27 protein-coding genes are annotated in these 24,676 nt (G+C 65.8%); 15 read left to right on the forward strand and 12 right to left on the reverse strand.

Translation table 11 applies throughout. The features are described from left to right. Positions 1-20 precede the first annotated feature (20 nt). Positions 21-1,904, forward strand: coding sequence for a calcium-binding protein (locus RIdsm_RS14625; RefSeq protein WP_057816135.1), 1,884 nt, complete (start codon positions 21-23; stop codon positions 1,902-1,904). A 98-nt stretch (positions 1,905-2,002) separates the two neighbouring features. Beyond that, a complete protein-coding gene (locus tag RIdsm_RS14630; protein WP_057816134.1) occupies positions 2,003-4,414 on the forward strand; it encodes a calcium-binding protein in 2,412 nt (803 codons plus the stop codon). Positions 4,415-4,497: 83 nt separating this feature from the next. On the opposite strand, the gene RIdsm_RS14635 is transcribed toward RIdsm_RS14630, so the two are convergent. The 5 genes from RIdsm_RS14635 to RIdsm_RS14655 form a co-directional block, all read right to left on the reverse strand. Further along, entirely contained in the window at positions 4,498-5,004 is a 507-nt protein-coding gene (locus RIdsm_RS14635; protein ID WP_057816133.1) for a hypothetical protein, read from the reverse strand. Positions 5,005-5,277: 273 nt separating this feature from the next. Further along, positions 5,278-5,850, reverse strand: a complete 573-nt coding sequence (locus RIdsm_RS14640; RefSeq protein WP_057816132.1) for a hypothetical protein — start codon at positions 5,848-5,850, stop codon at positions 5,278-5,280. Positions 5,851-6,244: 394 nt separating this feature from the next. Further along, entirely contained in the window at positions 6,245-7,003 is a 759-nt protein-coding gene (locus tag RIdsm_RS14645) for a formylglycine-generating enzyme family protein (RefSeq protein ID WP_057816131.1), read from the reverse strand. Positions 7,004-7,020: 17 nt separating this feature from the next. After that, positions 7,021-8,238, reverse strand: coding sequence for a copper-containing nitrite reductase (nirK, locus tag RIdsm_RS14650; RefSeq protein ID WP_057816130.1), 1,218 nt, complete (start codon positions 8,236-8,238; stop codon positions 7,021-7,023). Between the two features lie 54 nt (positions 8,239-8,292). Then, positions 8,293-8,724, reverse strand: coding sequence for a pseudoazurin (locus RIdsm_RS14655; RefSeq protein ID WP_057816129.1), 432 nt, complete (start codon positions 8,722-8,724; stop codon positions 8,293-8,295). 173 nt (positions 8,725-8,897) lie between these two features. Here RIdsm_RS14655 and RIdsm_RS14660 point away from each other — a divergent pair, with 173 nt between their 5' ends. After that, complete coding sequence (locus RIdsm_RS14660) at positions 8,898-9,587, forward strand: Crp/Fnr family transcriptional regulator (RefSeq protein ID WP_057816209.1); 690 nt, start codon at positions 8,898-8,900, stop codon at positions 9,585-9,587. On the opposite strand, the gene RIdsm_RS14665 is transcribed toward RIdsm_RS14660, so the two are convergent. Next, entirely contained in the window at positions 9,588-9,806 is a 219-nt protein-coding gene (locus RIdsm_RS14665) for a DUF1858 domain-containing protein (protein WP_057816127.1), read from the reverse strand. 121 nt (positions 9,807-9,927) lie between these two features. Here RIdsm_RS14665 and RIdsm_RS14670 point away from each other — a divergent pair, with 121 nt between their 5' ends. From RIdsm_RS14670 to RIdsm_RS14710, 9 genes are read left to right on the forward strand one after another with little or no spacing between them, the layout of a single operon-like run. Continuing rightward, positions 9,928-10,380: a c-type cytochrome gene (locus RIdsm_RS14670; RefSeq protein ID WP_057816125.1), complete on the forward strand. Its 453-nt coding sequence runs from the start codon at positions 9,928-9,930 to the stop codon at positions 10,378-10,380. 12 nt (positions 10,381-10,392) lie between these two features. Continuing rightward, entirely contained in the window at positions 10,393-11,742 is a 1,350-nt protein-coding gene (locus RIdsm_RS14675; RefSeq protein WP_057816123.1) for a cbb3-type cytochrome c oxidase subunit I, read from the forward strand. Positions 11,743-11,745: 3 nt separating this feature from the next. Continuing rightward, positions 11,746-12,540: a CbbQ/NirQ/NorQ/GpvN family protein gene (locus tag RIdsm_RS14680; protein ID WP_057816120.1), complete on the forward strand. Its 795-nt coding sequence runs from the start codon at positions 11,746-11,748 to the stop codon at positions 12,538-12,540. A gap of 5 nt (positions 12,541-12,545) precedes the next feature. Then, entirely contained in the window at positions 12,546-14,429 is a 1,884-nt protein-coding gene (locus RIdsm_RS14685; protein WP_057816118.1) for a nitric oxide reductase activation protein NorD, read from the forward strand. Between the two features lies 1 nt (position 14,430). Beyond that, on the forward strand, positions 14,431-14,607 hold the full coding sequence (locus tag RIdsm_RS14690; RefSeq protein ID WP_057816116.1) for a hypothetical protein: 177 nt from the start codon (positions 14,431-14,433) through the stop codon (positions 14,605-14,607). Beyond that, positions 14,604-14,840 (forward strand): hypothetical protein, encoded by a 237-nt coding sequence (locus RIdsm_RS14695; protein WP_057816114.1) that lies wholly within the window; start codon positions 14,604-14,606, stop codon positions 14,838-14,840. Before RIdsm_RS14690 ends, RIdsm_RS14695 begins: the two co-directional genes overlap by 4 nt. After that, positions 14,837-15,091, forward strand: a complete 255-nt coding sequence (locus RIdsm_RS14700) for a DUF6522 family protein (RefSeq protein WP_057816113.1) — start codon at positions 14,837-14,839, stop codon at positions 15,089-15,091. Before RIdsm_RS14695 ends, RIdsm_RS14700 begins: the two co-directional genes overlap by 4 nt. Continuing rightward, positions 15,091-16,278: an NnrS family protein gene (locus RIdsm_RS14705; protein WP_057816208.1), complete on the forward strand. Its 1,188-nt coding sequence runs from the start codon at positions 15,091-15,093 to the stop codon at positions 16,276-16,278. Before RIdsm_RS14700 ends, RIdsm_RS14705 begins: the two co-directional genes overlap by 1 nt. A 1-nt stretch (position 16,279) precedes the next feature. Continuing rightward, positions 16,280-16,948 (forward strand): NnrU family protein, encoded by a 669-nt coding sequence (locus tag RIdsm_RS14710; RefSeq protein WP_057816110.1) that lies wholly within the window; start codon positions 16,280-16,282, stop codon positions 16,946-16,948. A gap of 114 nt (positions 16,949-17,062) precedes the next feature. Here the strand turns inward: RIdsm_RS14710 and RIdsm_RS14715 are convergent, their stop codons facing one another. The 6 genes from RIdsm_RS14715 to RIdsm_RS30515 are packed head-to-tail and all read right to left on the reverse strand — an operon-like array spanning position 17,063 to position 21,580. After that, positions 17,063-17,752, reverse strand: a complete 690-nt coding sequence (locus RIdsm_RS14715) for a NapC/NirT family cytochrome c (protein ID WP_057816108.1) — start codon at positions 17,750-17,752, stop codon at positions 17,063-17,065. 1 nt (position 17,753) lies between these two features. After that, the gene (locus tag RIdsm_RS14720; protein WP_057816106.1) at positions 17,754-18,212 is read right to left on the reverse strand and encodes a nitrate reductase cytochrome c-type subunit; all 459 of its coding nucleotides are present in this window, start codon (positions 18,210-18,212) and stop codon (positions 17,754-17,756) included. Further along, on the reverse strand, positions 18,212-20,719 hold the full coding sequence (gene napA / locus RIdsm_RS14725; protein ID WP_057816104.1) for a periplasmic nitrate reductase subunit alpha: 2,508 nt from the start codon (positions 20,717-20,719) through the stop codon (positions 18,212-18,214). Before napA ends, RIdsm_RS14720 begins: the two co-directional genes overlap by 1 nt. Continuing rightward, on the reverse strand, positions 20,704-20,973 hold the full coding sequence (locus RIdsm_RS14730; RefSeq protein WP_057816102.1) for a chaperone NapD: 270 nt from the start codon (positions 20,971-20,973) through the stop codon (positions 20,704-20,706). Before RIdsm_RS14730 ends, napA begins: the two co-directional genes overlap by 16 nt. Next, positions 20,966-21,457 (reverse strand): 4Fe-4S binding protein, encoded by a 492-nt coding sequence (locus tag RIdsm_RS14735; protein WP_057816100.1) that lies wholly within the window; start codon positions 21,455-21,457, stop codon positions 20,966-20,968. Before RIdsm_RS14735 ends, RIdsm_RS14730 begins: the two co-directional genes overlap by 8 nt. 6 nt (positions 21,458-21,463) lie before the next feature. Next, positions 21,464-21,580 carry a periplasmic nitrate reductase, NapE protein gene (locus RIdsm_RS30515; protein WP_236553223.1) on the reverse strand — a complete coding sequence of 39 codons (117 nt, stop codon included), beginning with the start codon at positions 21,578-21,580 and terminating at the stop codon, positions 21,464-21,466. A gap of 274 nt (positions 21,581-21,854) precedes the next feature. Here RIdsm_RS30515 and hemN point away from each other — a divergent pair, with 274 nt between their 5' ends. The 3 genes from hemN (at position 21,855) to RIdsm_RS14755 (ending at position 24,654) form a co-directional block, all read left to right on the forward strand. Then, positions 21,855-23,210 carry an oxygen-independent coproporphyrinogen III oxidase gene (gene hemN, locus RIdsm_RS14745; protein WP_057816095.1) on the forward strand — a complete coding sequence of 452 codons (1,356 nt, stop codon included), beginning with the start codon at positions 21,855-21,857 and terminating at the stop codon, positions 23,208-23,210. Positions 23,211-23,479: 269 nt separating this feature from the next. Next, positions 23,480-23,989 carry an MbcA/ParS/Xre antitoxin family protein gene (locus tag RIdsm_RS14750; protein ID WP_082647379.1) on the forward strand — a complete coding sequence of 170 codons (510 nt, stop codon included), beginning with the start codon at positions 23,480-23,482 and terminating at the stop codon, positions 23,987-23,989. Next, the gene (locus RIdsm_RS14755; RefSeq protein WP_057816093.1) at positions 23,986-24,654 is read left to right on the forward strand and encodes an RES family NAD+ phosphorylase; all 669 of its coding nucleotides are present in this window, start codon (positions 23,986-23,988) and stop codon (positions 24,652-24,654) included. Before RIdsm_RS14750 ends, RIdsm_RS14755 begins: the two co-directional genes overlap by 4 nt. Positions 24,655-24,676: the final 22 nt, after the last annotated feature.

Genomic DNA, 24,676 nt, shown 5'->3' on the forward strand with positions numbered 1-24,676 from the left:
GCAACCGGCACGAGGCGGCAATGGCACTTTCCCAGACAGAGGTCATCCGCACCGGCACCTTCCTTGCCCGCACCGTCTATGGCGGCGACGGCCTGCCGGCCGCTTTCCGCGGCCCCCTGACCGGGGGCGCCGACCCGCTCAACTACGACGACGATTACGCCGGTTATATCGCGAGCCAGTCGCCCGAGGGCGAAAACTGGCGCGTGCTGACCGATGCCGAGCTGGGCGCCAGCCACTTCTCGGGGCCGGGCGGCGGCAGCTTCACCGATGGCGGCCTCTACCTGTCTGCCAATGACGACGGCAATGCCGGCGAGGTGCTGATCGTCGAGGCGGTGATCGACGGCGAGCCGACGCTCTTCGTCATCTTCCGCGGGTCGGATGGCGAGGATGCCTTCACCGAAAGCCAGACCTTCACCCGGCAGGGCGTGACCGACTATTACCTCTCGGTCCGCCCCGCCATCCTGGCCGCCGCGGCCTATGCCGCCGCCAACGGGATCGACAACGTGGTCGTCGCGGGCCAGAGCCTTGGCGGCACCATGGTCGATGTCTTCGCGCTGGCCGATTCCGACCTGTTCCCCGGCATGTCGGTCTACCTCGTGTCGCTGGCCTCGGCCGGGGTGGTGCCCGACCTGTCGCGGAATGCCGCGCTGCTCGATCTCGACCTCTCGAACTCCACCCTCGGCCCGGCGGGCCAGATCGAGACGCTTGGCCTGCCCGATGCGGTCACCGCCTATTACGCCATCAACCACACCGAGGACCGTGTCTATCACTCCCTGCCCGGCAACGCGCCCGGCATGACGCCGAATTTCGTGCTTTACGACAATGTCCACTTTCCCGGTGCGACCGAGATCGACCTGCCCAATATCGACAACGCCGATGTCGACTATGACCCGGGCCTTGCCACCGATTACGGCTTCGGCGCCGAGCACAACATGAGCCTCTACTGGTCGAATATCGACGCGCTGACCCGCGACCCGCTTTACGCCTTCCACGCGGGCCAGGCGATCATCATGGGCGTCAACGCCTATGCCACCGCCACGCGGGATTACAACGGCACCCCCTTCCCCGCATTCCTGTCCTTCACCGGCGGCCCCGGCGCCGAGATCGACAATTTCACCCAGACCCTCACCGGCAGCGATGCGGCCGACTACATCCTCGGCCTTGCCGGCGACGACCGGCTCGAGGGCAATGACGGCGACGACCTGCTTTCGGGCGGCGACGGCGCCGACGAGATCTTCGGCGATGCCGGCGAAGACCGGATCGATGGCGGCGACGGCGACGACACCATCAAGGGCGGCGCCGATGACGACACGATCGAGGGCGGCGACGGCAATGACTTCATCCACGGTCAGAACGGCGTCGATGTCGTCAATGGCGGCGCGGGCAACGACACCATGACCGGCAACAACGGCGAGGACACGCTGTCGGGCGATGCCGGCGATGACGAGATCAAGGGCGGGTTCAACTGGGACACGGTCCGCGGCGGGCCCGACAACGACACCGTGCTGGGCCAGAACGGCTATGACACCGTCTTCGGCGACGGCGGCGACGACCTCGTGCGCGGCAACAACGGCGACGATGCGCTTTACGGCAATTCCGGCAATGACCGGCTCGAGGGCGGGCCCGGCAATGACACGCTGGAAGGCGGCCGGGGCAATGACACGCTCGAGGGCGGCACGGCGCGCGATACCTTCGTCTTCGACACGGATGAGGCGACGGGCGCCGACGTGATCGAGGATTTCGACAATGGGATCGACACGATCCACTTCACCGGCGCGGTCGGCTTCGACGACCTGACCATCGACCAGACCGGCCCGGACACGGTGATCACCTGGGCGGGCGGCTCGGTCACGCTTCTGGGCGAGACGGGCCCGATCGACGAGGATGATTTCCTGTTCGGGTGACAGGCGGCGCGGACCTTCCTGATTTCCGGCAAAAATCGTTGACACAGGGGGGCTTGTAGCTAACCTCGGCCAGGTCAAGAGTAACCTGGGGTTGTATCATGCTGGTACCCGACCAATTGATCGACGTCGAGAGCATCAGCATCACCGCCGACCTCGAAGGCGACCAAAGGCTGCCTTCCGTGGCGGTTCTGGCCGACGGGCGGCTTGTCGCCGTCTGGGCCACGCTCAGCGACACGAGCGACCGCTACGACATCTATGCCCGCTTCCTCGACGCCGACGGCACGCCGATAAGCGAGCCGTTCCTCGTCAACACCACCACCGCCTCGGACCAGATCAAGCCGCAGGTCGTGGCCCTGCCCGGCGGCGGGTTTTCCGTTGTGTGGGAATCCTACGGTCAGGATCACTTCGTGCCGCCCGACTACAACTGGTACGACATCTACCAGTACGGTGTCTATCAGCAGGTGTTCGACGCCACCGGCACCCCCGTCGGCAGCGAGACCCCCGTCAACACCAGCGTCGTGCAATATGACCAGACCATCAGGGACGTGACGCCCCTGCCGGATGGCGGGTATGTCGTCACCTTCTTCCACCAGAATTTCTATAGCTGGGTGGATCGCGGCACCGGCACCTACCTGCAGCGCTTCGACGCCAGCGGCGCGCCGGTGGGCGACAATGTCGAGCTGGTCCTCGCCGAGGGGCCGCGCCCCGACCCGCTGCGCGGCACCGGCATCACCGATATCGGCACGCTGAGCGATGGCCGGCTGGTCTACGCCGGCGCGGGCGAAGGGTACGACATCACCGTCGCCATCCAGAACCCCGACGGCACGCTCGCGACGCGGATCGCGGTGGGCGGCGGCTCCGGCGACATCCCCGCCTTCGCCATCCTGCCCGACGACACCATCTTCACCGTCTGGCACGACACCGATGGGCTGTCCGACAACGTCCATGCCGCCGTATACGACGCCTCCGGCGCGGTGGTGATGGCGCCCCGGCTGATCAGCCAGTTTCAGGCGGGTGGCCAGCACGCGCCTGACGTTCACCTGCTGCCGGATGGCAACCTGTTGATCACCTGGGTGGATACGAGACAGCACGAAGACGGCTATCGCGCCGTTTCCGTCTTCGGGCGTGTGGTCGAGGCGGACGGCACGCCGGTCACCGGCGATATCCAGCTCTCGGACGATACAATCGACATCACCGCCTACGACGTACAGATCACGCCCGAGGGCGAGATCGTCGTGATCTTCTCGCACCCGGGAAATCCCAGTGGCCCCGGGGACGACTTCAACACCTATGTCAGGGTCTTCACCGTCGATGACATGCCGCGCGTCACTGTCCTGCCCGACGGGCCGAATGACGTCGCGCTCGGGGGCGAGGACAATTCCGTCGAGGCGGGCAATGGCCACGACACGGTCGATGGCGGCGGCGGCGACGACGATATCTTCGGCCAGAATGGCAACGACCTGCTGATGGGCGGTGCGGGAGACGACATGCTCTCGGGCGGTCCCGGCGATGACACGATCCACGGCGGCCCGGGGGCGGATTCGATCTTCGCGGGCGCCGGCGACGATGTCATCCACGTGGATACGGATGATGTCTACGAATACATGTGGAGCCACCTGGCGTCGTTCAACCAGAACTACACCGGCGGGCCAGGCTATGACACGATGATCGTGCACGGCTCCGAGGGGGTCTCTTTCGAGAACCTCTCCGCCATGCTGATCGAGGCCTTCTTCGGATCCGAGGGGGATGACAGTGTCGACTTCTGGGGCGACCACGCCAATCTGATGCGGGGCCGCGGGGGTAATGACACGCTCAGCGGCGACTGGGGCGACGATACGATCTTCGGCGATGCCGGGGCCGACAGCCTGCTGGGCGGCGAAGGCGACGACCACATCAAGGGCGGCGCCGCCAATGACACCATCGACGGCGGGCCCGGCAACGATTTCATCCACGGCCAGAACGGCGTCGACCTGGTCGACGGCGCCGGTGGCAACGACACCATCACCGGCAATAACGGCGAAGACACCCTGATGGGCGGCGCCGGCTCCGACCTCGTCAAGGGCGGTTACAACTGGGACACGGTCTATGGCGGCCAGCACAATGACACGGTGATGGGCCAGAACGGCTATGATACCGTCTATGGCGGCTATGGCGACGACCTCGTGCGCGGCAACAACGGCAATGACAGGCTGTATGGCGAGGGGAACGACGACCGGCTCGAAGGCGGCCCCGGGCGCGACACGCTCGAAGGCGGGTCCGGCAACGACACGCTCGAGGGGGGCACCGAGCGCGACGTGTTCCTGTTCGACACCAACGAAGGCACCAATGACGACGTGATCGAGGATTTCGACAACGGGGTCGACACGATCCACTTCTCCGGCCCGGTCGGCTTCGACGACCTCACCATCGACCAGACCGGCCCCGACACGATCATCACCTGGGGCTACAGTTCCGTCACGCTGCTGGGCGAAACCGGCCCGATCGACGAGGACGATTTCCTGTTCACGTGACGCGCGGCGCAAAGAAAAAGCGGCCGCCCCTTGGGACGACCGCTTGGAACATGAAACTTTCCTGACTTGGCAGGGATCAGGCCTTACGACGCGGATTGCGCCTTGATGGCCTCGATCAGCGCCTGCTCGGTCATGTTGACGCGAAGGCCGTCATCCGCGACAGAGAGCGAGCTCTTGCTCATGGCGACGTTCTCGGTCGACCCTTCGATCGAGGTTTCCATCTGGGTATCGAGGTCGACGAGCACCATGTCATCGGCAAGATCGGCCTTGTGGACGGTGCCGACAAGCTCGCCGTCGCTGGTGCGCACCTTGGCGTCCTGCGTCAGCGCCGCGTCAAGCTGTGCGCCTGCGTCGCTGGCGGCATCATAGCCCGCTTCGGCCGTGGCCGAGGCCGCATCGACACCAAGCTCGACGGTGTTCTTCATGAAGTCACCGGCTTCCTTGGCGGTCTGCTCCAGCTCTTCGCCCACGTTTGCAGAGCCTTCGGCTTGCGTTTCCATCTCGACCTTCTGCTCTTCGGCCGAGAGGGGGGCCGCGGCGACGATGGCCAGCGCGGCGGTCGTGGCTGCAATGCTCTTGCGGAATGTCATGGGAATTTCTCCTTTGCTTTTGACATAGCGTCTTCGCATCAGGTCAACCCGACCCGCCCCGCGCTTGTTCCATGCTGTTTTCGCCCTTCGAAAACCGGCAAATTTCCGCGAACCGGCAGGCGCGCGCGGGCCACCCGCAACCGGCCCGCCCCCCCGCGCCGGGACAACATCAAACCCGCCTTCTCCGTCGAGATGCTCAACCGGATGGTTTTCAGCGGCGAGGCAGGTTGATCGCAAGGCCCACGCCAGCGATGGCGTGGCCCGCAAGACCGGTCACTTCATCTCGATCGCGAAGCGATGTCCACCGGTCGTGTTCGGCGTATAGGTGACTTCCGCCGGCCCGTTCCGGCTCATCCACTTCCAGACATAGGTGCCATATGACTCGTCATAGGGCGGGCGGGCGGAGTCGTGTTGATAGACCGGATACGTCCCGGCGGCGCGGCGGCGAAAAAGGGCGAATTCCATCGCCCCGAAGACCCGCTTGTCCTGGCGGCGAAGGTCGGTGACATAGAATTCGCAGGTATTGGGGTACATGCCCGCACCCTCCTCATAGTACGCGACATAGGCCATCGCGCTCCGAAGGCGATAGATGATCCGGTCGTCCTTGTCGGTGTGCTTTTCGAACCCGGCCTCCTTCGCCACCCGCCGCGTCGCATCCATGTTGCCCGGGTCCGACAGGCAAAGCTCTTCAAAATACATGATCGCTTCGGAATTGCCGGAAAAGCCCCCGAATTGCAGGCCATACTTGTGCTCCCCCGGCTTGTAGAGCGGGTTGGCGGTTGCGGCCCCTGCGGCAATGAGAGCCGCTGCGGCGCCGGTGAGTGTATTTCTGATGATTTTCAACATAATGTGCTGATCTCCTCGTAATCCAAAATGCTTTACACAATGCCAATAAGCGCCCCCGAGCATGGCAGAGCGGCTGCGCGGGTCAACCGGAAATCATGGCGAACGTCGGGAGCCGTCGCGGCAAGGGCTCGCGCAGGATCTGCAAGGGAAAGGGGAACGTGGCGCACCTGTCAGGAGTCGATTCTGAGGCCTCTTCCTTCGAAGGATGTGACCATGTGTCAAGGAACAGGCTCGTATCCGACCGCCACCCGTACTCCGCGCAAGACTTGGATCGGACTTGACCGTGTGCGATGGAGAGCGTTTGGCTCACGCCCCCGGCTTTTCGGGCGAAGGTGATTGGGCTCTGGATGTCGAGCGGTGAAGGCCGTCTGACGCGATCGTAGACCCCGTCGGTTTACATGGCGATGGGTTTATCGCTCACAAGACGCATGCCGAGATGCGCGGGAGGCGAGCCGACGGCGCATCCGCCGCGGGCGGGGTCGCGGATGAGGTAGGACATTGCGGCGAGATGTTCGCCGCCTACGTAAAAGGCCGGGCAGCGTGCCGGATCGGCGTCGCCAGATGCGCCGGAAAAGCAGTCCTGCGTCCATTCCCAAACGCTGCCGTCAAGATCGGCGATGCCTTCGGGAGAGGTCGAGAAACTGCCGCGCGGCTTCAGCGCACGAGGCGTCAAACCCTCGGTCAGATAGGTCGAGGCCCATGTAAGGGACGGATCGGTGAAGATCGGGTCAGCTTCGTCCGGCAGGACGGATGCCGCCATCTCGGCCCACTCGCCTGCGGTGGGCAGGCGGAAATCCGCGCCGGTCGCGTCATTGATCCAGCTGAGATACTCACCGACATCGACATAGCTCAGGCCCGTTGCGGGCGTCGTCTCGGCTGTCTGGCCGGGCCGTACCCGCAGGCGCAGGGTACAGGCGCCCTGGTCGTGGCAGGTGTTCCATTCGGCCACGCTGACCTCGTATTTCTGGACATGGAGCTGCGCTCCGGTCGACAGGGTGACGGGGCTCGGGGCCATTTCCGGCAGGAAAGCCGGGTTTTTCCCGGCGCCGCGCTGTGTCAGCGCGGCGCCGAGAAGAACCGCCGCGAAGACCAGCAGCGCAACCAGAAGAAGGGACGCCTTCGGGCCGGGCTGACATGTCTTCGCGGCGATCATCTTTCCGTTCCTTTCCCTCAGCTTTCGAAGGCTCGCGGTGCCACGACCTGTTCCATCAGGTTGTTGTCCCAATCGCCCTCGACGACGAAGTGCGCGGTTCCGCCCAGCATCGCGCCGATGATCAGGTTGTGGTTCACGTAGGCGTAGACGCCCGGCTGTTCGAAGGTGTACATGGCCGCCGCCGCGCTGCCGCCGCGGACGAACCAGGTTTCCATCCCGGTCAGCGGCGTATCGGTGAAGGAGCTTTCCCAGACATAGTTGCCATGTCCGCCGATCAGGTGCGGGCGGCTGTCCACGTTGCACGAGTTGTGCACCATCAGAACCGTCTCGCCGACCTTGGCCTTGAGCGCGTTCTCACCGGTCAGGGCGCCGACCGCGCCGTTGAACACCTGGTGCGTCGGCACGAGAGACCGCATCGCCTCAAGACTGTCGGCATAGTCGTCGCCGGCGGCGTCGTAGGACTTGTAATCGCCGTTCTCATCCATCGGCAGGTAGTAATCCTGCTCGCCGATATAGGCGATGCTGTCATAGCGCAGCGGATTGCCCTGCGCGTCCTTCAGCCCGTCGCGCGGCAGCACCATGATGGCGCCGTTCATGCCGTGGGTCACGTGGTACGGGATCATCGCGCCACCCGGGGCACAGTGATAGGTGAAGCATCCCGGTTTCGTCGCCTTCCAGCGCAGCACGCATTCCTCGCCCGGGTAGACATGGGTCAGGCCACCGCCGCCCAGCGCCCCCGTGGAGGCGTGGAAGTCGATGTTGTGCTCCATCATCGAATCCGCGGGGTTGCGCAGCGTCAGCTCGACCATGTCGCCCTCGTGGCAGATGATCAGCGGACCGGGAACCGAGCCATTGTAGGTCAGCGCCCAGACGCTGGCGCCGGTGTCCTCGTCGACGACCATCAGGCGTTCTTCGGTCACCATGGTGATCTCGATGATCTTGGGCCCGCCCGTCGCGACCTGTTCGTGTTCCGGGGCGAAGGGGGGCGCGACGAGCTCCTGCTTGACGCGGGTGTAGCCCGACAGATCGGCGGGTTTCGCGGTGCTGTCCGTGGTCTGTTCGGCCGACGCCTTGTGAAGGTTGCGCGACACCGCGTCAGCCCTGAGCGGCTGTTGCGGGCGACGGGCGGCCATGGCGCCCACGCCGGTCATGGCGGCGGCACCGGCAAGAAGCGACCCGCGCAGCACGTTGCGGCGGCTGGTGGGCATAAGGCCTGGGTTGATGAACTTGGTCATTCTATCCTCCTTGGATTGGTGGGTGCGGCGGGCGATCCCGCGCGCACCGCCGGGTCACATGTTGTTGAGTTGATCTTCGAAACGGGCCTTGGCCTTTTTCGGCACGCGGCCTTCAAGGAAGCCGTCGGGCACCTCGACGTCGCCGACGGCGATGGTCATCACCATGCCCATGGCGTAGTGCGGCTTGCACAGCACGGCATAGACGCCCTCGGTGTCGAGCGTGACCTCGAACTCCTCGTTGATCTTGCCCTTGAAGCCCTCGGCCCCCTCGGGGATCATGTCCTTGGCGGTTTCGGCGTTGTGGCCCTTGTCGGCGGCGATGAACTTGATCGTATCGCCTGCCGCGGCCTGCACGAAGGCGGGCTCGAACACCATGCGTTCGCCATCGGCGCCCTTGTTCAGCATCTTGACTTCGAATGTTTCGGCGAAGGCCGCGCCGCCCATCAGGGCTGCGAGTGCCAGGCCGGTTGCCAGTGTGCGGATCATCGGTTTTTCCTTCCAGATCGCTGTTTCGGTTGACTGAAAGATACCGTGCCCGCGCCACGCGTTTATTGCGCTGGCACAAACTTCTGCGCGAAGACCTGAAAATATCGTGTTGGTGCGGTGCCGCGGAATGTGGCAGAACCCGCGACATGGAAGCCTCTCCCGCACGCAAGACCCTGCCACGGCTCGACGAGAGCCTGTTGACGCATTTGCCGCCCTTCTCGCGCCTCGAGAAACGGCAGATCCGCAGGATTCTCGATCAGGCGTCGTCCCGGCGCTACGACGCGGGCGTGGCGATCTTCCAGGAGGGGCATCCGGCGGAACGTTTCTTCATGCTGCTCGACGGCTATGTCCGTGTCGTGCGCATCACGGCCACGGGCGAGCAGGTCACGGCATTGCACATCCCGCCGGGCCAGCTGATCGGCATCGCCCGCGCCATCGGGCGGGATACCTATCCCGCGACAGCGATGACCGCGTCGGAATCGCTTGCGCTCAGCTGGCCGATGCACCTGTGGGACAACTTCGTCGCGGAATACGACGGCTTTGCCACCGAAAGCTACAAGACGCTCGGCCAGCGGCTCGGCGAGGTGCAGAACAAGATCGTGGAAATGGCCACGCAGCAGGTCGAGCAGCGTGTCGCCAACGCGCTTCTGCGCCTGGTCAACCAGACGGGACGCAAGGTCGAGAACGGGATCGAGATAGATTTCCCGATCACCCGGCAGGACCTGTCCGAACTGACCGCAACCACCCTGCACACGGTCAGCCGGCTTCTCAGCGGCTGGGAAAAACAGGGGCTTGTCGAAAGCCGGCGCAAGCGTATCGTCGTGCGCGATCCGCATGCGCTGGTCGTGCTCAGCCAGAAGTAATCAGCCTCTCGACCGCTCCGCCGCCTGCCTGAGTTCCGCGAGGAAATCCTCCTCGTCCAGGTGATACTCGGCACAGGCATCGGTGACGGTGTGAAACGGGCTGATGAGACACCCGACGCACAGCATCTTGTGTCGCACGAAGACCGGGATCGTCTGCGGCCATCTCGTCATCAGGTCGGCCAGCGGCAGATCGGGGTCGTCCAGGCGGGGGCGAGCCATAAGGTGTCTCCTTTCAACGATCACCCTACCCGGCCAATCCCGCCGAACTTTGCGCTGGCACAAACTTCGGCTTCGGAGGTGCGGCTACGAATGGGCATCCCGCTTTCAAGGAGGCCCGAACATGGCTGAAATTCTCACGAAATCCCGGGCGCGAAACATCTTCTACGGGGGCTCGATCTTCTTCGTCGTGGTCTTCGTGGCGATGACCGTCCACTCGCACCGCTACGTGGTGCAAACCTCGACCGCCGGCATGCCGCTGAGCGAAGAGGTCGTTCACGGCAAGCACGTGTGGGAGGAACATTCCTGCATCAACTGCCACAGCCTGCACGGCGAAGGCGCCTATTTCGCGCCGGAGCTTGGCAACGTCACGACCCGCTGGGGCGTGCAGGACAGCCCCGACGACGCGTTCTGGATGCTCAAGGGCTGGATCGAAAGCCAGCCGAGCGGCATCGAAGGGCGCCGCCAGATGCCGCGCTACGACCTCAGCGACGAGGACATCCGCGCCCTGTCGGAATTCCTCCGCTGGGCCGATCAGACAGACACCCAGGGCTGGCCGCCCAATGACGCCGGATAAGGAGGCGAACCAATGAAATACGAATCTCAGAAAGTGGCGTACTGGTATATCCTGGCCGCCCTTGCCCTTTTCGGCATCCAGGTGCTGGGCGGGCTGCTGGCGGGCTGGGTCTACGTCTCGCCCAATTTCCTGTCCGAGTTGCTGCCCTTCAACGTGATCCGGATGATCCACACCAACGCGCTGATCGTCTGGCTTCTGCTGGGCTTCTTCGCGGCGGCCTATTTCCTCGTGCCCGAAGAATCGGAGCGCGAGATCTGGTCGCCGAAGCTGGCCTATCTTCAGCTCATCATCCTGCTGGTGGGCACGCTGGGCGCGGTCGGGTCCTACCTTGTCGGTATCCATGGCGGGCGCGAGTTCCTCGAACAGCCCCTCTGGGTCAAGTTCGGCATCCTCGTCGCCGCGGTCATCTTCCTCGTGAACATCTCGATGACGGTGTTGTCGGGCAAGAGAACGGCGATCACCAACGTCTTGCTGATGGGCCTGTGGCTTTTGTCGCTGCTCTGGGTCTTCGCCTTCATCAACCCGGACAACCTGAGCCTCGACAAGATGTACTGGTGGTTCGTCGTCCACCTGTGGGTGGAGGCGACCTGGGAGCTGGTGATGGCCGCGATCCTGGCCTTCCTGCTGCTGAAGCTGACGGGCGTCGACCGCGAGGTGGTGGAGAAATGGCTCTATGTCATCGTCGCCACGGCGCTTTTCTCGGGCATTCTCGGCACCGGGCACCACTTCTACTGGATCGGCCTGCCGGGCTACTGGCAGTGGGTCGGCTCGATCTTCTCGACCTTCGAGGTGATCCCGTTCTTCCTGATGATGTCCTTTGCCTTCGTCATGGTCTGGAAGGGCCGCAAGAACCACCCGAACAAGGCGGCCCTGCTGTGGTCGCTGGGGTCCTCCACCGTCGCCTTCTTCGGCGCGGGCGTCTGGGGCTTCCTGCATACGCTGCACGGGGTGAACTTCTACAGCCACGGCACGCAGATCACCGCGGCCCACGGCCACCTTGCCTTCTACGGCGCCTACGTGGCGCTGAACCTGGCGGTCTTCACCTATGCCATGCCGATGCTGCGCCAGCGTGCGCCCTACAACCAGGTGCTGAACATGGCCAGCTTCTGGCTGATGACCGGGGGGATGGCCTTCATGACCTTCGTGCTGACCTTCGCCGGCACCATCCAGACGCATATGCAGCGCGTGGTGGGCGACTACTACATGGACGTGCAGGACAGCCTCTCGGTCTTCTACCTGATGCGCTTCGGCGCCGGGGCGGCCGTGGTGATCGGCGCGCTTCTCTTCATCTACTCGATGCTGGTCGTGCGGCGGCGCGAGGTCATCGCCCCCGGCCCCGCCAACCCTGTTCCGGGAGAATGAGCGATGAACATGGAAAACAAGCCCACCCTGCCGTTCTACCAGCCCACGGGCCGCGAATGCGACCTGTTCGAGACGGCCCAAGACAACGGTTTGCCCCTTCTTCTGAAGGGGCCGACCGGCTGCGGCAAGACGCGCTTCGTCGAGCATATGGCGGCGCGTCTGGGCAAGCCGCTCCATACCGTGGCCTGCCATGACGACCTGTCAGCCGCCGACCTGATCGGGCGCTACCTGCTCAAGGGCGGCGAGACGGTCTGGGTCGATGGCCCGCTCACCCGCGCCGTGCGCGAGGGCGGCATCTGTTACCTCGACGAGGTGGTCGAGGCGCGCAAGGACGTCACCGTGGTGTTGCACCCGCTGACCGACACCCGCCGAACCCTGATGATCGACCGGACGGGCGAGGAGCTGGTGGCGCCCGCGGGCTTCATGCTGGTGGCGTCCTACAACCCGGGCTACCAGAACGTGCTCAAGCGGCTGAAACCCTCCACCCGGCAACGGTTCCTGTCGATCAGTTTCGACTTTCCCGATCCGGAAACCGAGATCGCCGTGGTCGCCGCCGAAAGCCGGCTGGAGCCGGGGCGCGTCGCGCCGCTGGTGCGGCTGGCCGGGCATATCCGGCGGCTGTCGGGCATGGACCTCGAGGAAGGCGTCTCGACCCGCCTGCTGATCTATGCCGCGACGCTGATGGCGGGGGGGATGGGTGTCATCCAGGCGCTGGAGGCGGCCATCATCGAACCGCTCAGCGACGAGCCGGACGTGCAGCAGGCGCTGCGCGACCTCGTCGCGACGATCTACGGGTAAGCGCCATGCACCTTCTCGATCTCATGGAACCGGAAGAGACCGTCGGCAACCTCTGGCACGACATGGCCAGCCGGATCGGTGCCGAGGTGAGCTACCCGCAGGCGGGCGTCGCGCTCGCCTCGGTCCGGCCGAGCCTCGCGGTGCTGTTTCGCTCACTGGGCGGCGCGCCGGGGGTGGAGCTGTCCGAGGCCACGGCGACGCTGGTCCGGCACCGTCGGCACCTCCGGCGCAAGCTGGGGGCCGAGCGGGACCATGAATGGGTGGCCCGGTTCGACGGCGAACGCCTGGCCCTGCCGCCCTTCATCGCCGCCTTCCCCGACCCCGAGCTGAACCGGTCCGCCTATTTCTGGCTGACCGCGCTGGCGGCCTGCTCGGATATCGCGGCCTTCGACTTTGCGGTGGATGGCCCCGCCCTCGACTGCGCCCAGATCCGTGCCAACATGGCGGCGGCGGACGCCGCCTATGCCGCCTGCCCCGGCCTGCGGCAAAGCTATGCCCGGATGGCCCGGATCTGTGCCGAGGCGCGCCCCAACGTCCTGCGCCCCGCACAGGAAGCGGCGATGGAAGCCGCCATCCTGGATCAACTCTGCGGGGTCGGGCCCGCCCTTGCGCCGGCCCCTGCCGCACGCGGCTACATGCCGGCGGCCCCGGTGCCGATCTGGCTGCGCTTTGCCACCCCCGGCTCGGGCACAGCAGCGGGGGACGAACAGGCCGATCCGGCCGCGCCACCTCCGACCGCCGCGCATACCAGCCGCAAGCTGGGCGAGCGCAAGGACCAGGATCAGCAGAACCGCAAGGACAGCTTCATCATCCACCGGTTCGAGTCGATCCTGTCCTGGGTCGAGTCGATGAACATCAACCGCAGCGTCGACGATGACGACGACGAGAACGCCCAGAAGGCCGCCGACGACCAGGACCGGATTACCCTGTCGAAGCAGGATCGCAAGGCCGCGACCCGCCTGCGCCTGCATCTCGACCTGTCGCCCGCCGATGCCGATCACGAGGCGCTGGCCGGGGATTACACCTATCCCGAATGGAACCACCGCAGCCGCAGCTACATGCCCGGTCACTGCCGCGTGCTGGACGCGCCGGCACGTCCGGGTGCCACGCCTTTCGAGCCCAATGCGCGGCGCATGCGCGAGGTCCGCCGCCAGTTCGAGGCGCTGCGCCCGCGGCGGATCCTGCAACCGCGGCAGGTGGACGGCACCGAGCTCGACCTCGATGCCCTGCTGACGGCCCGCGCCGACCTGGCGGCGACCGGGCGCGGCTCGGACCGGATCTGGCAATCGGCCCGCCAGACCGAGCGGGACCTGTCCGTGGCCTTCCTGATCGACACCTCGCGTTCCACCGAGGCCGCCATCGGCGACACCTCGGTGATCGAGGTCGCGCGGGAGGCGATGGCGGCACTCGCCGGCGGCATCGACGCGGCGGGCGACCGGCTGGGCATCTGGGGGTTCTCCTCCCTGCGCCGCGACCGCGTGTTCCTGACCCGCTGCAAGGGCTTCGACGCCGCCATGTCACCGGACATCACCGCCAATATCGGCGCGCTGAGCCCCGGCCACTACACCCGTCTCGGTGCCGCGATCCGCCATGTCAGCGCCCAGCTGGCCGACCAGCCGAGCGCCCGCAAGCTGCTGATCGTGCTGACCGACGGCAAGCCCAACGACCTGGACCATTACGAAGGCCAGCACGGTATCGAGGACAGCCACATGGCCGTGCGCGAGGCCCGCAATGCAGGGCAAAGCCTGCATGGCATCATCATCGACGAGGACGGCCAGGACTGGTTCGCCCGCATCTTCGGGCGTGGCGGTTTTACCCTCCTGCCCGATCCCGAACGCCTGACACGGGCCCTGCCCGACATCTACCGCACCCTCACACAGGAGACCTGACATGCGCAGACTGATCCTTCCCCTCGCCACGCTCTTCGCCTCGCCCGCCGTTGCCAAAAGCTTCGACCGGCCGATCCCGCAGGCCCAGTCGGCCACCGCCGAATTCTGGTACGCGATGGCCTGCATCGCGCTGATCGCGTCCATGGTCGCGGTTCAGCGACTGGTGTCCCGGCGATGACCCGGGGATGGCCCACCCGGCGCATCGCGCTGGCGCTCTACCCGTTCGGGGCCGGGGCGGCGGCGGTGAACGTCTTCTTCGCCTCGCTGATCTTCAGCTGGGTCGGCGGGCCGGTCGCCTCGACGGCCTGGTCGCTGGGGCTGGGCTGTCTCATCGGCGCACCGGCGACGTGGTACTTCGCGCGGCATATCCGTCACCTGATGGACGTGGCCGACGGAAGCGAGGCGTCATGAGGATCGACATGCGAACCGGCCGGCCCACCATCGACGCAACCGACCTTGCCGGCCTTCTGAACCTGACACCGGACGAGGTGCGGGACCGGATGCGCGCCGGCCGGATTACATCGAGGCTGGAGATCGGCACCGACGACGACTTCGGCAGAATGCGGCTCAGCTTCTTTCACGAAGACATGCGCGTGCGCCTGACCTGTTCCGAGGACGGAACGGTGCTCAAGAGCCTGCGCAGCAGAACAGGATCAAGATGATGGCAAAGACATCGGCAGAACAGATGCGAGACTGGCAGGGGCCGGCGCTTTTCAGCTTCGGTTTCCGGCCCTTCTTCCTTTTCGCGGCACTCTGGGTCGCGCTGGCCATGCTGTTGTGGCTGCCCGCGCTGTCGGGTGCGATCACGCTGCCGACGCGGTTCAGCGCCGTCTCCTGGCATGCGCATGAATTCCTCTTCGGCTATCTCGGCGCCGTGGTGGCCGGGTTCCTGTTGACGGCCGTACCCAACTGGACCGGCCGCCTGCCCATGGTGGGCTGGCGGCTGGCGGCGCTCTTCGCGCTCTGGGTTGCCGGGCGCGTCGCGGTGCTGGTCTCGGATCACCTGCCTGCGGCGGTCGCCCCCGTGATCGACCTGGCCTTCCCGCTTGTGCTGGGCGGGTTGATCCTGCGCGAGATCGTGGCGGGCAGGAACTGGCGCAACCTGATCGTGCTGGCCCTGCTGGCCGTCTTCACGCTGGCCAACGGGATCTTTCACCTCGAGGCCCTGACCGGCAGCTATGCCGCCCAGGGTTTCGGCCTTCGTCTCGGCCTGGCGACGGGCATCATGATGATCGCCGTGATCGGCGGGCGGATCATCCCCTCCTTCACCCGTAACTGGCTGGCGAAGGAAAACGACCCGGCCCGGCCCGCGCCCCCGATGCAGCGCCTCGACAAACTGGTGCTGCTGGCCAGCATCCTCATCCTGGTGCTTTGGGTCCTCCGCCCCTTCGAGCCGCTGACCGGGGCGCTGCTTCTTGCCTTCGGCGGGCTGCACTTTGTCCGGCAGGTCCGCTGGCAGCCGTTCCATACCCTGCGCGAACCCTTGCTCTGGGTGCTGCACGCAGCCTATCTCTTCGTCCCGCTGGGCGCCTTCGCGCTCGGACTCGATCAGATCATGGGCCATCCGGGGACTGCCGGGGCTCAGCACCTCTGGATGGCGGGGGCGATCGGCTTGATGACCCTTGCCGTCATGACCCGGGCCAGCCTCGGCCATACCGGCCAGGCCCTGACGGCGAACCGGGCGACCGTGGCGATCTACCTCTGCCTCTTCGGCGCGGTCCTGGCCCGGTTCTGGGCGTCGCTGCACCTGGGGCTGACACATCTGTCGGGCGCCCTTTGGCTTGCGGCCTTCCTGGGATTCGTGCTGGCCTACGGCCCATCGCTCCTGCGTCCGAAACCGGAGAAGTAACATGGGATGGACAGGATTTGCCGTGGTGTTCGCGGCCTTCTTTCTTACACATTCAATCCCGGTGCGCCCGGCGGTGAAATCCCGCCTGGTGTCGGTGATCGGTCTGCGCGGCTTCGGGGTGGCCTACTCGCTCCTCTCGGTCGGGATGCTGGCGCTGTTGATCCGGTCCGCCGGCCAGGCCCCCTACCTTCAGCTCTGGCCACAGATGGAATGGCACCGCCACGCGGCCCATCTGGGCATGCTAGCGGTCTGCCTGATCCTCGCGCTTGGCGTCGCACGCCCGAACCCGTTTTCCTTCGGCGGCGCGCGGAACGACAGCTTCGATCCCGACCGGCCCGGCATCGTGGGGTGGACGCGCCACCCGATCCTGCTGGCGCTGGCGCTCTGGGCGGGCGTGCACCTGTTGCCCAACGGCGATCTCGCACATGTCATCCTGTTCGGCGTGCTGGGCGGGTTCGCCCTTGCCGGCCGGAGGCTGATCGACCGGCGCAAGCGGCGGGTCCTCGGCGCGTCGCAATGGGCTGCGCTCGATGCCGACCGCAAGGCCGCGCCGTGGGTCCACGCGCCGCGCTCCTGGCCCGTCCTGGCCCTCAGGCTGCTGACAGGCGTTGCCGCTTTCGCTGCCCTGCTTCTGGCGCACCCCCATGTGATCGGCGTGTCCGCCTGGTGAGCCGAGGTTCGGCAGGCAGATCGCGCTGAGGAAATCACCTCCCCCTTGTCTCAGAAGCATCCTTGCGGCTTCCGTTTCACTTGCGCGTCACTCAAGCCCGGGATGCAGGCCGGATCACTCGGAGGCGGTATCGGTCAGGAAACTCTGGATCTGCTCACCATCGTCAAGGCCGGGCTGCTTCTCGCCCTGAAGCGCCTCGGGCACCGTCCAGCCAGGCTCGACCCCGGTCATGTCGGGCAGCTCGTGCGCAATGCCCTTGTGGCAGTCGATGCAGGTGCGCTCGCCCGACAGCAGGTACTCGGTATGGATCTCCGCCGCGCGCGGCGACTGGCGACTGAGATCCATGGCCGTCTCCGAATGACAGTTGCGGCATTCGAGACTGTCATTGGCCTGCAGCCGCGACCATTCCCGCTTGGCCATGACAAGCCGGTGGTCGAGGAACTTCTCGCGCGTGCTGATCGTGCCGAAGATATGCCCCCAAACCTCTTTCGAGGCCTGCATCTTGCGGGCGATCTTGTCGGTCCAGTCATGCGGGACGTGGCAGTCGGGACAGCCCGCACGCACCCCCGACCGGTTGGAGAAATGCACGGTGCGCGACAGCTCTTCGTAAACGTTGGCTTCCATCTCGTGACAGGAGATGCAGAAATCCTCGGTATTCGTATATTCCAGCGCCGTGTTGAACGCGCCCCAGAACACCACGCCGCCGACGAAGCCGCCCAGGGTCAGGAACCCCAGGCCGAGCGTGCCCGCCGGCGTCCACAAGACCCGCCAGAACCAGCGGAACGGCTGCAGGATCCAGCGCATGTCATTCGCTCCCGGCGCCGGTGGCACCCATTTCGGACATGTCGGTGAAGGTGTTTTCGATCAGCGGCGCCGTGTCGGCCTGCGGCACGTGACACTGGGTGCAGAAATACCGCCGCGGCGAGACATCGGCCAGCATCTGCCCCTCGCGAGTCATGTAATGGGTGATCGAGATCATCGGCGCGCCCGAGCCTTCGGTATGTTCGCGCTTGTGGCACGACATGCAGCGGTTGGCGTTGACCGACAGTTGGTAGCCGGTGATCGAATGGGGGATCACGGGCGGCTGCTCGGGATAGGCCCGCATCTGGCGCACGTCATCGGTGACGAAGCGTTCCAGCGGTGCGGCCGGAACAGGCTCCATCGGGTCGGGGGACGGGCCGGACAGTTCCGGCACGCTCTGGGCAAACACGAAACTCCCGGCCAGGCAGGCGGCGAAGATGGCGGTCAGGCGAAACTGCGTCATCACACCGGCTCCACGCGCACGGCGCATTTCTTGAAGTCCGTCTGTTTCGAGATCGGGTCGGTCGCGTCCAGCGTCACCTTGTTGATGAGCTGGCTGGCGTCGAACCACGGCACGAAGATCACGCCCGAGGGCATGCGGTTGCGGCCGCGCGTCTCGACCCGGCTGCGGATCTCGCCCCGGCGCGAGATCACCCGCACCTCCATCCCCTGGTTGAGGCCCCGTTCCCGCGCGTCGATGGCGTTCATGAACACCTTCGCGCCGGGGAAGGCCTTGTAGAGCTCGGGCACCCGCATGGTCATCGAGCCGGAATGCCAGTGTTCGAGCACCCGGCCTGTCACCAGCCACATGTCGAACTCGTCATCCGGGCTTTCGGCCGGCGGCTCGTAGGGGACGGAAATGATCACCGCCCGCCCGTCGGGCTTGCCGTAGAACTCCACGCCGGCGCCCTCGGTCACGTAGGGGTCGTAGCCCTCGCGGAAGCGCCACTTGGTCTCCTCCCCGTCGACCACCGGCCAGCGCAGGCCGCGCACCTCGTCGCTCTGGTAGGTGTCGTAGGGGGCAAGGTCGTGCCCGTGCCCGCGCCCGAAGGCGGCGTATTCCTCGAACAGCCCTTTCTGGATGTAGAAGCCGAAATCCTCCGCCTCGTGGTTGGCGTAGTCCTCCGGCATGTCTTCGAGCGGATAGGCATCGACCTGTCCATTGGCGAAGACCACGTCGAAGATCGTCCGGCCCCGGTACTCGGGGTTGGCGTTCAGGATCTCCTCGGGCCAGACCTCGTCGGTGGTGAAGCGCTTGGAAAACTCCGCCAGCTGCCACAGGTCCGACCGCGCCTCGCCCGGCGCGTCGACAAGCTGGTGCCAGGCGTGCGTGCGCCGCTCGGCATTGCCGTAGACGCCCTCCTTCTCGACCCACATCGCCGCCGGCAGGATGATGTCGGCCGCCATCGCCGTCACCGTCGGGTAGGCGTCGGAGACCACGATCATGTTCTCGGGGTTGCGATAGCCCTGGTAGGTTTCTTTCTGCGAATTGGGCGCGGCCTGCAGGTTGTTGTTCACCTGCACCCAGTAGAAATTCAGCACCCCGTCCTTGAGCATCCGGTCCTGCTGCACGGCATGGAAGCCCGGCTTGGTGTTCAGCAGCCCGTGCGGCAGCTTCCAGATTTCCTCGGCATGTTCCACATGCTCGGGATTGGTCACCACCATGTCGGCCGGCAGGCGGTGCGCGAAGGTGCCCACCTCCCGCGCCGTGCCGCAGGCCGAGGGCTGCCCGGTCAGCGAGAAGGGCGAATTGCCCGGCTCCGAGATCTTCCCGGTCAGCAGGTGGATGTTATAGACCATCTGGTTGGCCCAGACGCCCCTCACATGCTGGTTGAACCCCATCGTCCAGAGCGACATCACCTTGGTGTCGGGGTCGGCGTAAAGCTCGGCCAGCTCCTCGAGGAAACCCGGCTCGACCCCCGATAGCTCGCTGACATAGTCCAGCGTGTACTCGGCGACATGCGCCTTGAACGCCTCGAAATCCGACGGCTCCATCAGCCCGGCATTGCCGGCCCCCTCGGCGGCCATCTGCAGCGGATGATCGTCGCGCAGGCCATAGCCGATATCCGTCTCGCCCTTCATGAAGGTCGTGTGGTTCGAGACGAATTCCTCGTTCACGCGGCCGGTCTGGATGATGTGGTTGGCGATGTAGTTGAGGATCGCAAGGTCGGTGCCCGGCTTGAACACCATCGGAATGTCGGCCAGGTCCATCGACCGGTGCGTGAAGGTCGACAGCACCGCGCATTTCACCCCCGGCGTGCCGAGCCGGCGGTCGGCCAGACGGGTCCAGAGGATCGGGTGCATCTCGGCCATGTTCGAGCCCCACAGCACGAAGGCGTCGGCATGTTCGAAATCGTCGTAGCACCCCATCGGCTCGTCGATGCCGAAGCTCCGCATGAAGGCCGCCGCCGCCGAGGCCATGCAGTGCCGGGCGTTCGGGTCGAGGTTGTTCGACCGGAACCCCGCCCGCATCAGCTTGGAGGCGGCATAGCCCTCCATCACCGTCCACTGGCCCGAGCCGAACATGCCGATGCTCTCGGGCCCCTTCTCGGCAAGCTGCTGCTTGACGCGGTCCGCCATGACGTCGAACGCCTCGTCCCAGCTCACCGGCTCGAACTCGCCCTCCTTGTCGAACCGGCCGTTCCGCTTGCGCATCAGCGGGGTGGTCAGGCGGTCTTCGCCATACATGATCTTGGACAGGAAATAGCCCTTCACACAGTTCAGCCCGCGGTTGACCTCGTGCTGCATGTCGCCGTGGGTGGCGACGACCTTGCCCTCCTTGACGCCCACCATCACGCCGCAGCCGGTGCCGCAGAACCGGCAGGGCGCCTTCGACCAGTTGATCTTGAGGGCCTCGACCCCGCCCTCGACGGGTTGGGCGACGGCCTCTTGCGACAGGCCGGCCGCCGAGGCCGCGAGGGCGGCGGCATGCGCCTTGAGAAGCTGGCGTCGGGTCAGGTCGAGTGGCATGTCGTCTCCTCCGGTTCCTCGGCGTGCTCGAAGACCATGTTGGCCGCCAGAACGCCCTCCATCAGGTTGATCTCGGTCAGCTTGTCGCCAAGCTGCCCGGTGCTCGTTCCTTCGATCGTCACGATCAGGCGCGTGTCGTCGCCGCCATGCACCTCGACCCCGTCGATCGCCTCGACCAGGCGGCGCACCTCCTGCCAGGCCCCGTCGGCAACCGTCACCACGGCAGAGGATACGTGCCAGCGCGGGTCAGACATTCTCAGGCTCCCTTTCCACGGCGTGAATGGCATCCGCCGGGCACGCGGCCGAGCAGGCCGCGCAGCCCGTGCAGTTTTCGGTATCGAGTTCAGGCAGGAAGGGCCCGCCGATCCGGGGGCGCATGGCGATGGCGCTTTCGGGGCAGACGTCGCGACAGGTCATGCAGGCGACCCCCGCCTTTGCCAGGCAATCGCCGGAGATCTGCATCACGTGCGCCATCCGCCGGTTGTCGGCAAAGACATCCTCGGGGCAGGCCTCGGCGCAGGCCCCGCAGAAGGTGCATTCCCCGGCTTCCGGCCTGAGCGTCACGCCATCCTCGACAATGTCGAGAATCTTCTCCGGGCAGGCATCGGCGCAGGCACCGCAGGATGTGCAGGCGGCCAGCGACTGCCGCGTCACGCCCGGCGGCCGGGCCCGGAACGGCCCGGGTTGCGGGCGACCGCGCAACAGGTCGCGGCGGGATATGGCGGTCTCTGCCGCCACGGCGGCTCAGTGCCCCCCCGGCCCCGGCGGACCGGCCACAAGCTGGTACATCCAGACAAGGAAGCCGTAGCCGCCAACGGCCCCGACGGCCACCACGGGCCAGATACCGAACGCCAGAATCATGAAATTGGTCAGTTCCCTGCCTCGCGAAACGCGGCGAGGCGCGGGATCAGGTTCAGTGGCATGTCGATCTGACAATGCTGCCTCCCCGATTGAGCGTGATCTTGAATGCGGATGCCCAATCTTTAGGCAGCGTAACAAAACCGTGATCGACAATTCAAGACGCGATCTCGGGATGCGCGAGAGCCTGCGTGTTCCTGACGTCAAGAACCCGAATTGAGCCATGAAGTTTGATCTGCGGCAAAGTTCTCACGCTCCGTCCGTTTAGGAAGGCGGCATGGAACATATGGAAACCCTCAAGGCACTTGGCCTGTTCGATGCGCGTGTGCCGCGGTACACGTCCTATCCGACCGCGGCGGTCTTCTCGCCCGATACCGGCGCGTCCTTTCAAAGCACCGCGCTTGCAACGCTCGACCCGAAAGACCCCGTATCGGTCTACATTCACATCCCGTTCTGCGAGCGCCTGTGCTGGTTCTGCGCCTGCCACACTCAAGGAACGAAAACCCTTGGCCCGGTGGAAAGCTACATCGAGACGCTCGAGGCGGAACTCGAGATGGTGCGCGCGACCTTGCCGTCCGGCCTGGAAATGGGCAGCCTGCACTGGGGCGGCGGAACGCCGACGATCCTGCCGCCGGCATTGATCCATCGCCTCGTCCGAGCGATACGCCGCGTGTTTCCCCCTGCTGACGTCTTCGACTTCTCGGTCGAGATCGACCCGACCATGGTAGACCGCGCCAAGATAGATGCCCTGGCCGCAGAAGGCATGACCCGCGCGTCGATCGGCATTCAGGACTTCGATCCGGAGGTTCAACAAGCCATTGGCCGCCTGCAGCCGTTCGACGTCACGCGCGCTTGCGTCGAAGACCTGCGCGCGGCGGGCATCAGCTCTCTCAACACCGACCTCGTCTATGGCCTGCCGCATCAGACCCTCGCGCGTATCGAGGACACCATCGACAAGGTTCTGACCTTTGCGCCGGACCGCGTTGCCCTTTTCGGTTACGCGCACGTGCCCTGGGTTTCCAAACGGCAGAAGCTGATCGACGAAGACGCGCTTCCGGGGGATCTGTCGCGCTACCATCTCGCCAGGCGTGCCGGCGAACGCTTTGTCGAGGCCGGTCTGACCGCCATCGGAATCGACCATTTCGCACGCCCCGGGGATGACCTGTCGAAAGCGCTCGAAGCAGGACGCCTGCGCCGCAATTTCCAGGGCTACACCGCCGATTCCTGCCAGACGCTCATCGGGCTCGGCGCCTCGTCGATCTCTCGCTTGCCGGGTGGCTACGTGCAGAACGCGCCCGCAACGGCGGCCTACAAGCAGCGGATCGCAGAAGGTGTCTTTCCCGGCTCCCGCGGTTACCGGATGACCCATGACGATCATCTGCGCGCACGCGCGATCGAGCAGCTGATGTGTACCTTCGCGCTGGATCTCGACGATCTGAGCCGGGAATTCGGCCCCCGCGCCTGCGAGCTTCTGCCTTGCTTGAACGAGATGGCGGCGCGTTTCGCACCGTTCACGGAGCTGACGGGACGGCGCATCACAATAGCACCGGAGGGCCGGTCCTTGACCCGCATGATCGCGTCCGTCCTGGATCAACACGTGCCAGACGGCGTGCGCTACTCGCGCGCATCGTAAGGTGTCGAACCCAGGCCTGCGGTTTCGGCTATGACGGAGGGCCGCCAGACTGCGCGATGGCCGTCTATCGTCGCGCGCCGCGCACGCAAATGCAACAGCCATGGCTTCAAGAGCCCTGCGTAGGACCACGTTTCAATCCATGCATGCGGCGAAGGTCTGACTGCAACCCTTCGTCCGCTTGCATCACGCGCAGCGCCGCCCCATGCCCCCTCGCCCTTGCCGAATGTCCGGATTTGGACTACATATCCAAATAAGAACGGAGGCCCGACATGACCATTCTTCAGCTCCCCGAGCAAGCCGGGGCGGAACCCGTCCCGCAGCGGATCGACACGGCGGCGCGCCGCCGTGTGAGCGGCCCGGGCCTGCGGACCTTCCTGGCCATCGCCGACCGCTACGGCATCCCGACGCGCGACCGGGTGGCGCTTCTGGGCGAGCCCTCGAACTCCACCTATCACGAGTGGGTCAAGAAGGCGCGCGCAGAGGCATCCCTGGCGCTGCCGCTCGACACGCTGACGCGGATCTCCGGCATTCTCGGCATTCACAAGGCCCTGGGCATCCTGTTCCCGGTCGAGGCCGAGGCGATGACCTGGCTCAAGGGGCCGCATCGGGGCGAGGTCTTCGGCGGGCAGGCCCCGCTCGACGTGATGATCGAAGGCGGGCTCGACGGCATCCTCACCGTGCGTCGCTACCTCGACGGCTGGCGCGGCGGGCTGCGCGGCGGCCCCGGCGAGGGCGCCGATATCGAGCCCGTGCGCGACACCGACATCGTCTTCACGTGACGCGCCTTTGCCGCGCGCCGGAGCGCACGCACCGCCTCATCCCCTCGCGCTTCCCGCCGATCGACGCGTTCGAAACGGTGACAAGCCCGCGCGATCTCGAACCCGTCCTTGAACTCGAGGGCTGGACCAATGACCGCCTCGTGGCGCCGCGCCTCAGGCGGCTGCCGGAAACCGAGTGGGTCTACGGTCGCGCCAATGCCAGCGTCGTCATGGCCGCGTTCCTGCACGGCGCGCAACAGGGCACCTGCTTTGCCGGGCCGGACCTCGGTGCCTGGTATGCCGCGAGCGCGCTGCAGACGTCTGTCCTGGAGGTGGTCAACGGCATCCGCCGCGAGATCGCGCTCAGCGCGCTGGAGCAGAAGACCGAGGAGTTGCGCGAATACACCGCGCGCCTCGAGGGTGACTTCGTCGACATCCGCGGCACGCGCCCCGACCTGCACAATCCGGACCCCGCGAACTATCCGGCGACCCAGGTCTTCGGCCGCTCCGTCAGGGCGGGCCCGCATGACGGCATCGCCTATGACAGCGTGCGCCATGCGGGTGGCGTGAACTGGGTGTCCTACCGGCCCAGCCGGGTTCAGGACGTGCTCCAGGCCCGGCATTTCCGGGTCGTGGTGCCGCTTGCGGGAAAGGTCGTCGTGGAAGAGATGCGCGCCGGCGTTTGAGCGGGCGAACCCGCAGCGCCGG

It is taken from the genome of Roseovarius indicus (assembly GCF_008728195.1).
Classification (GTDB): Bacteria; Pseudomonadota; Alphaproteobacteria; order Rhodobacterales; family Rhodobacteraceae; genus Roseovarius; species Roseovarius indicus.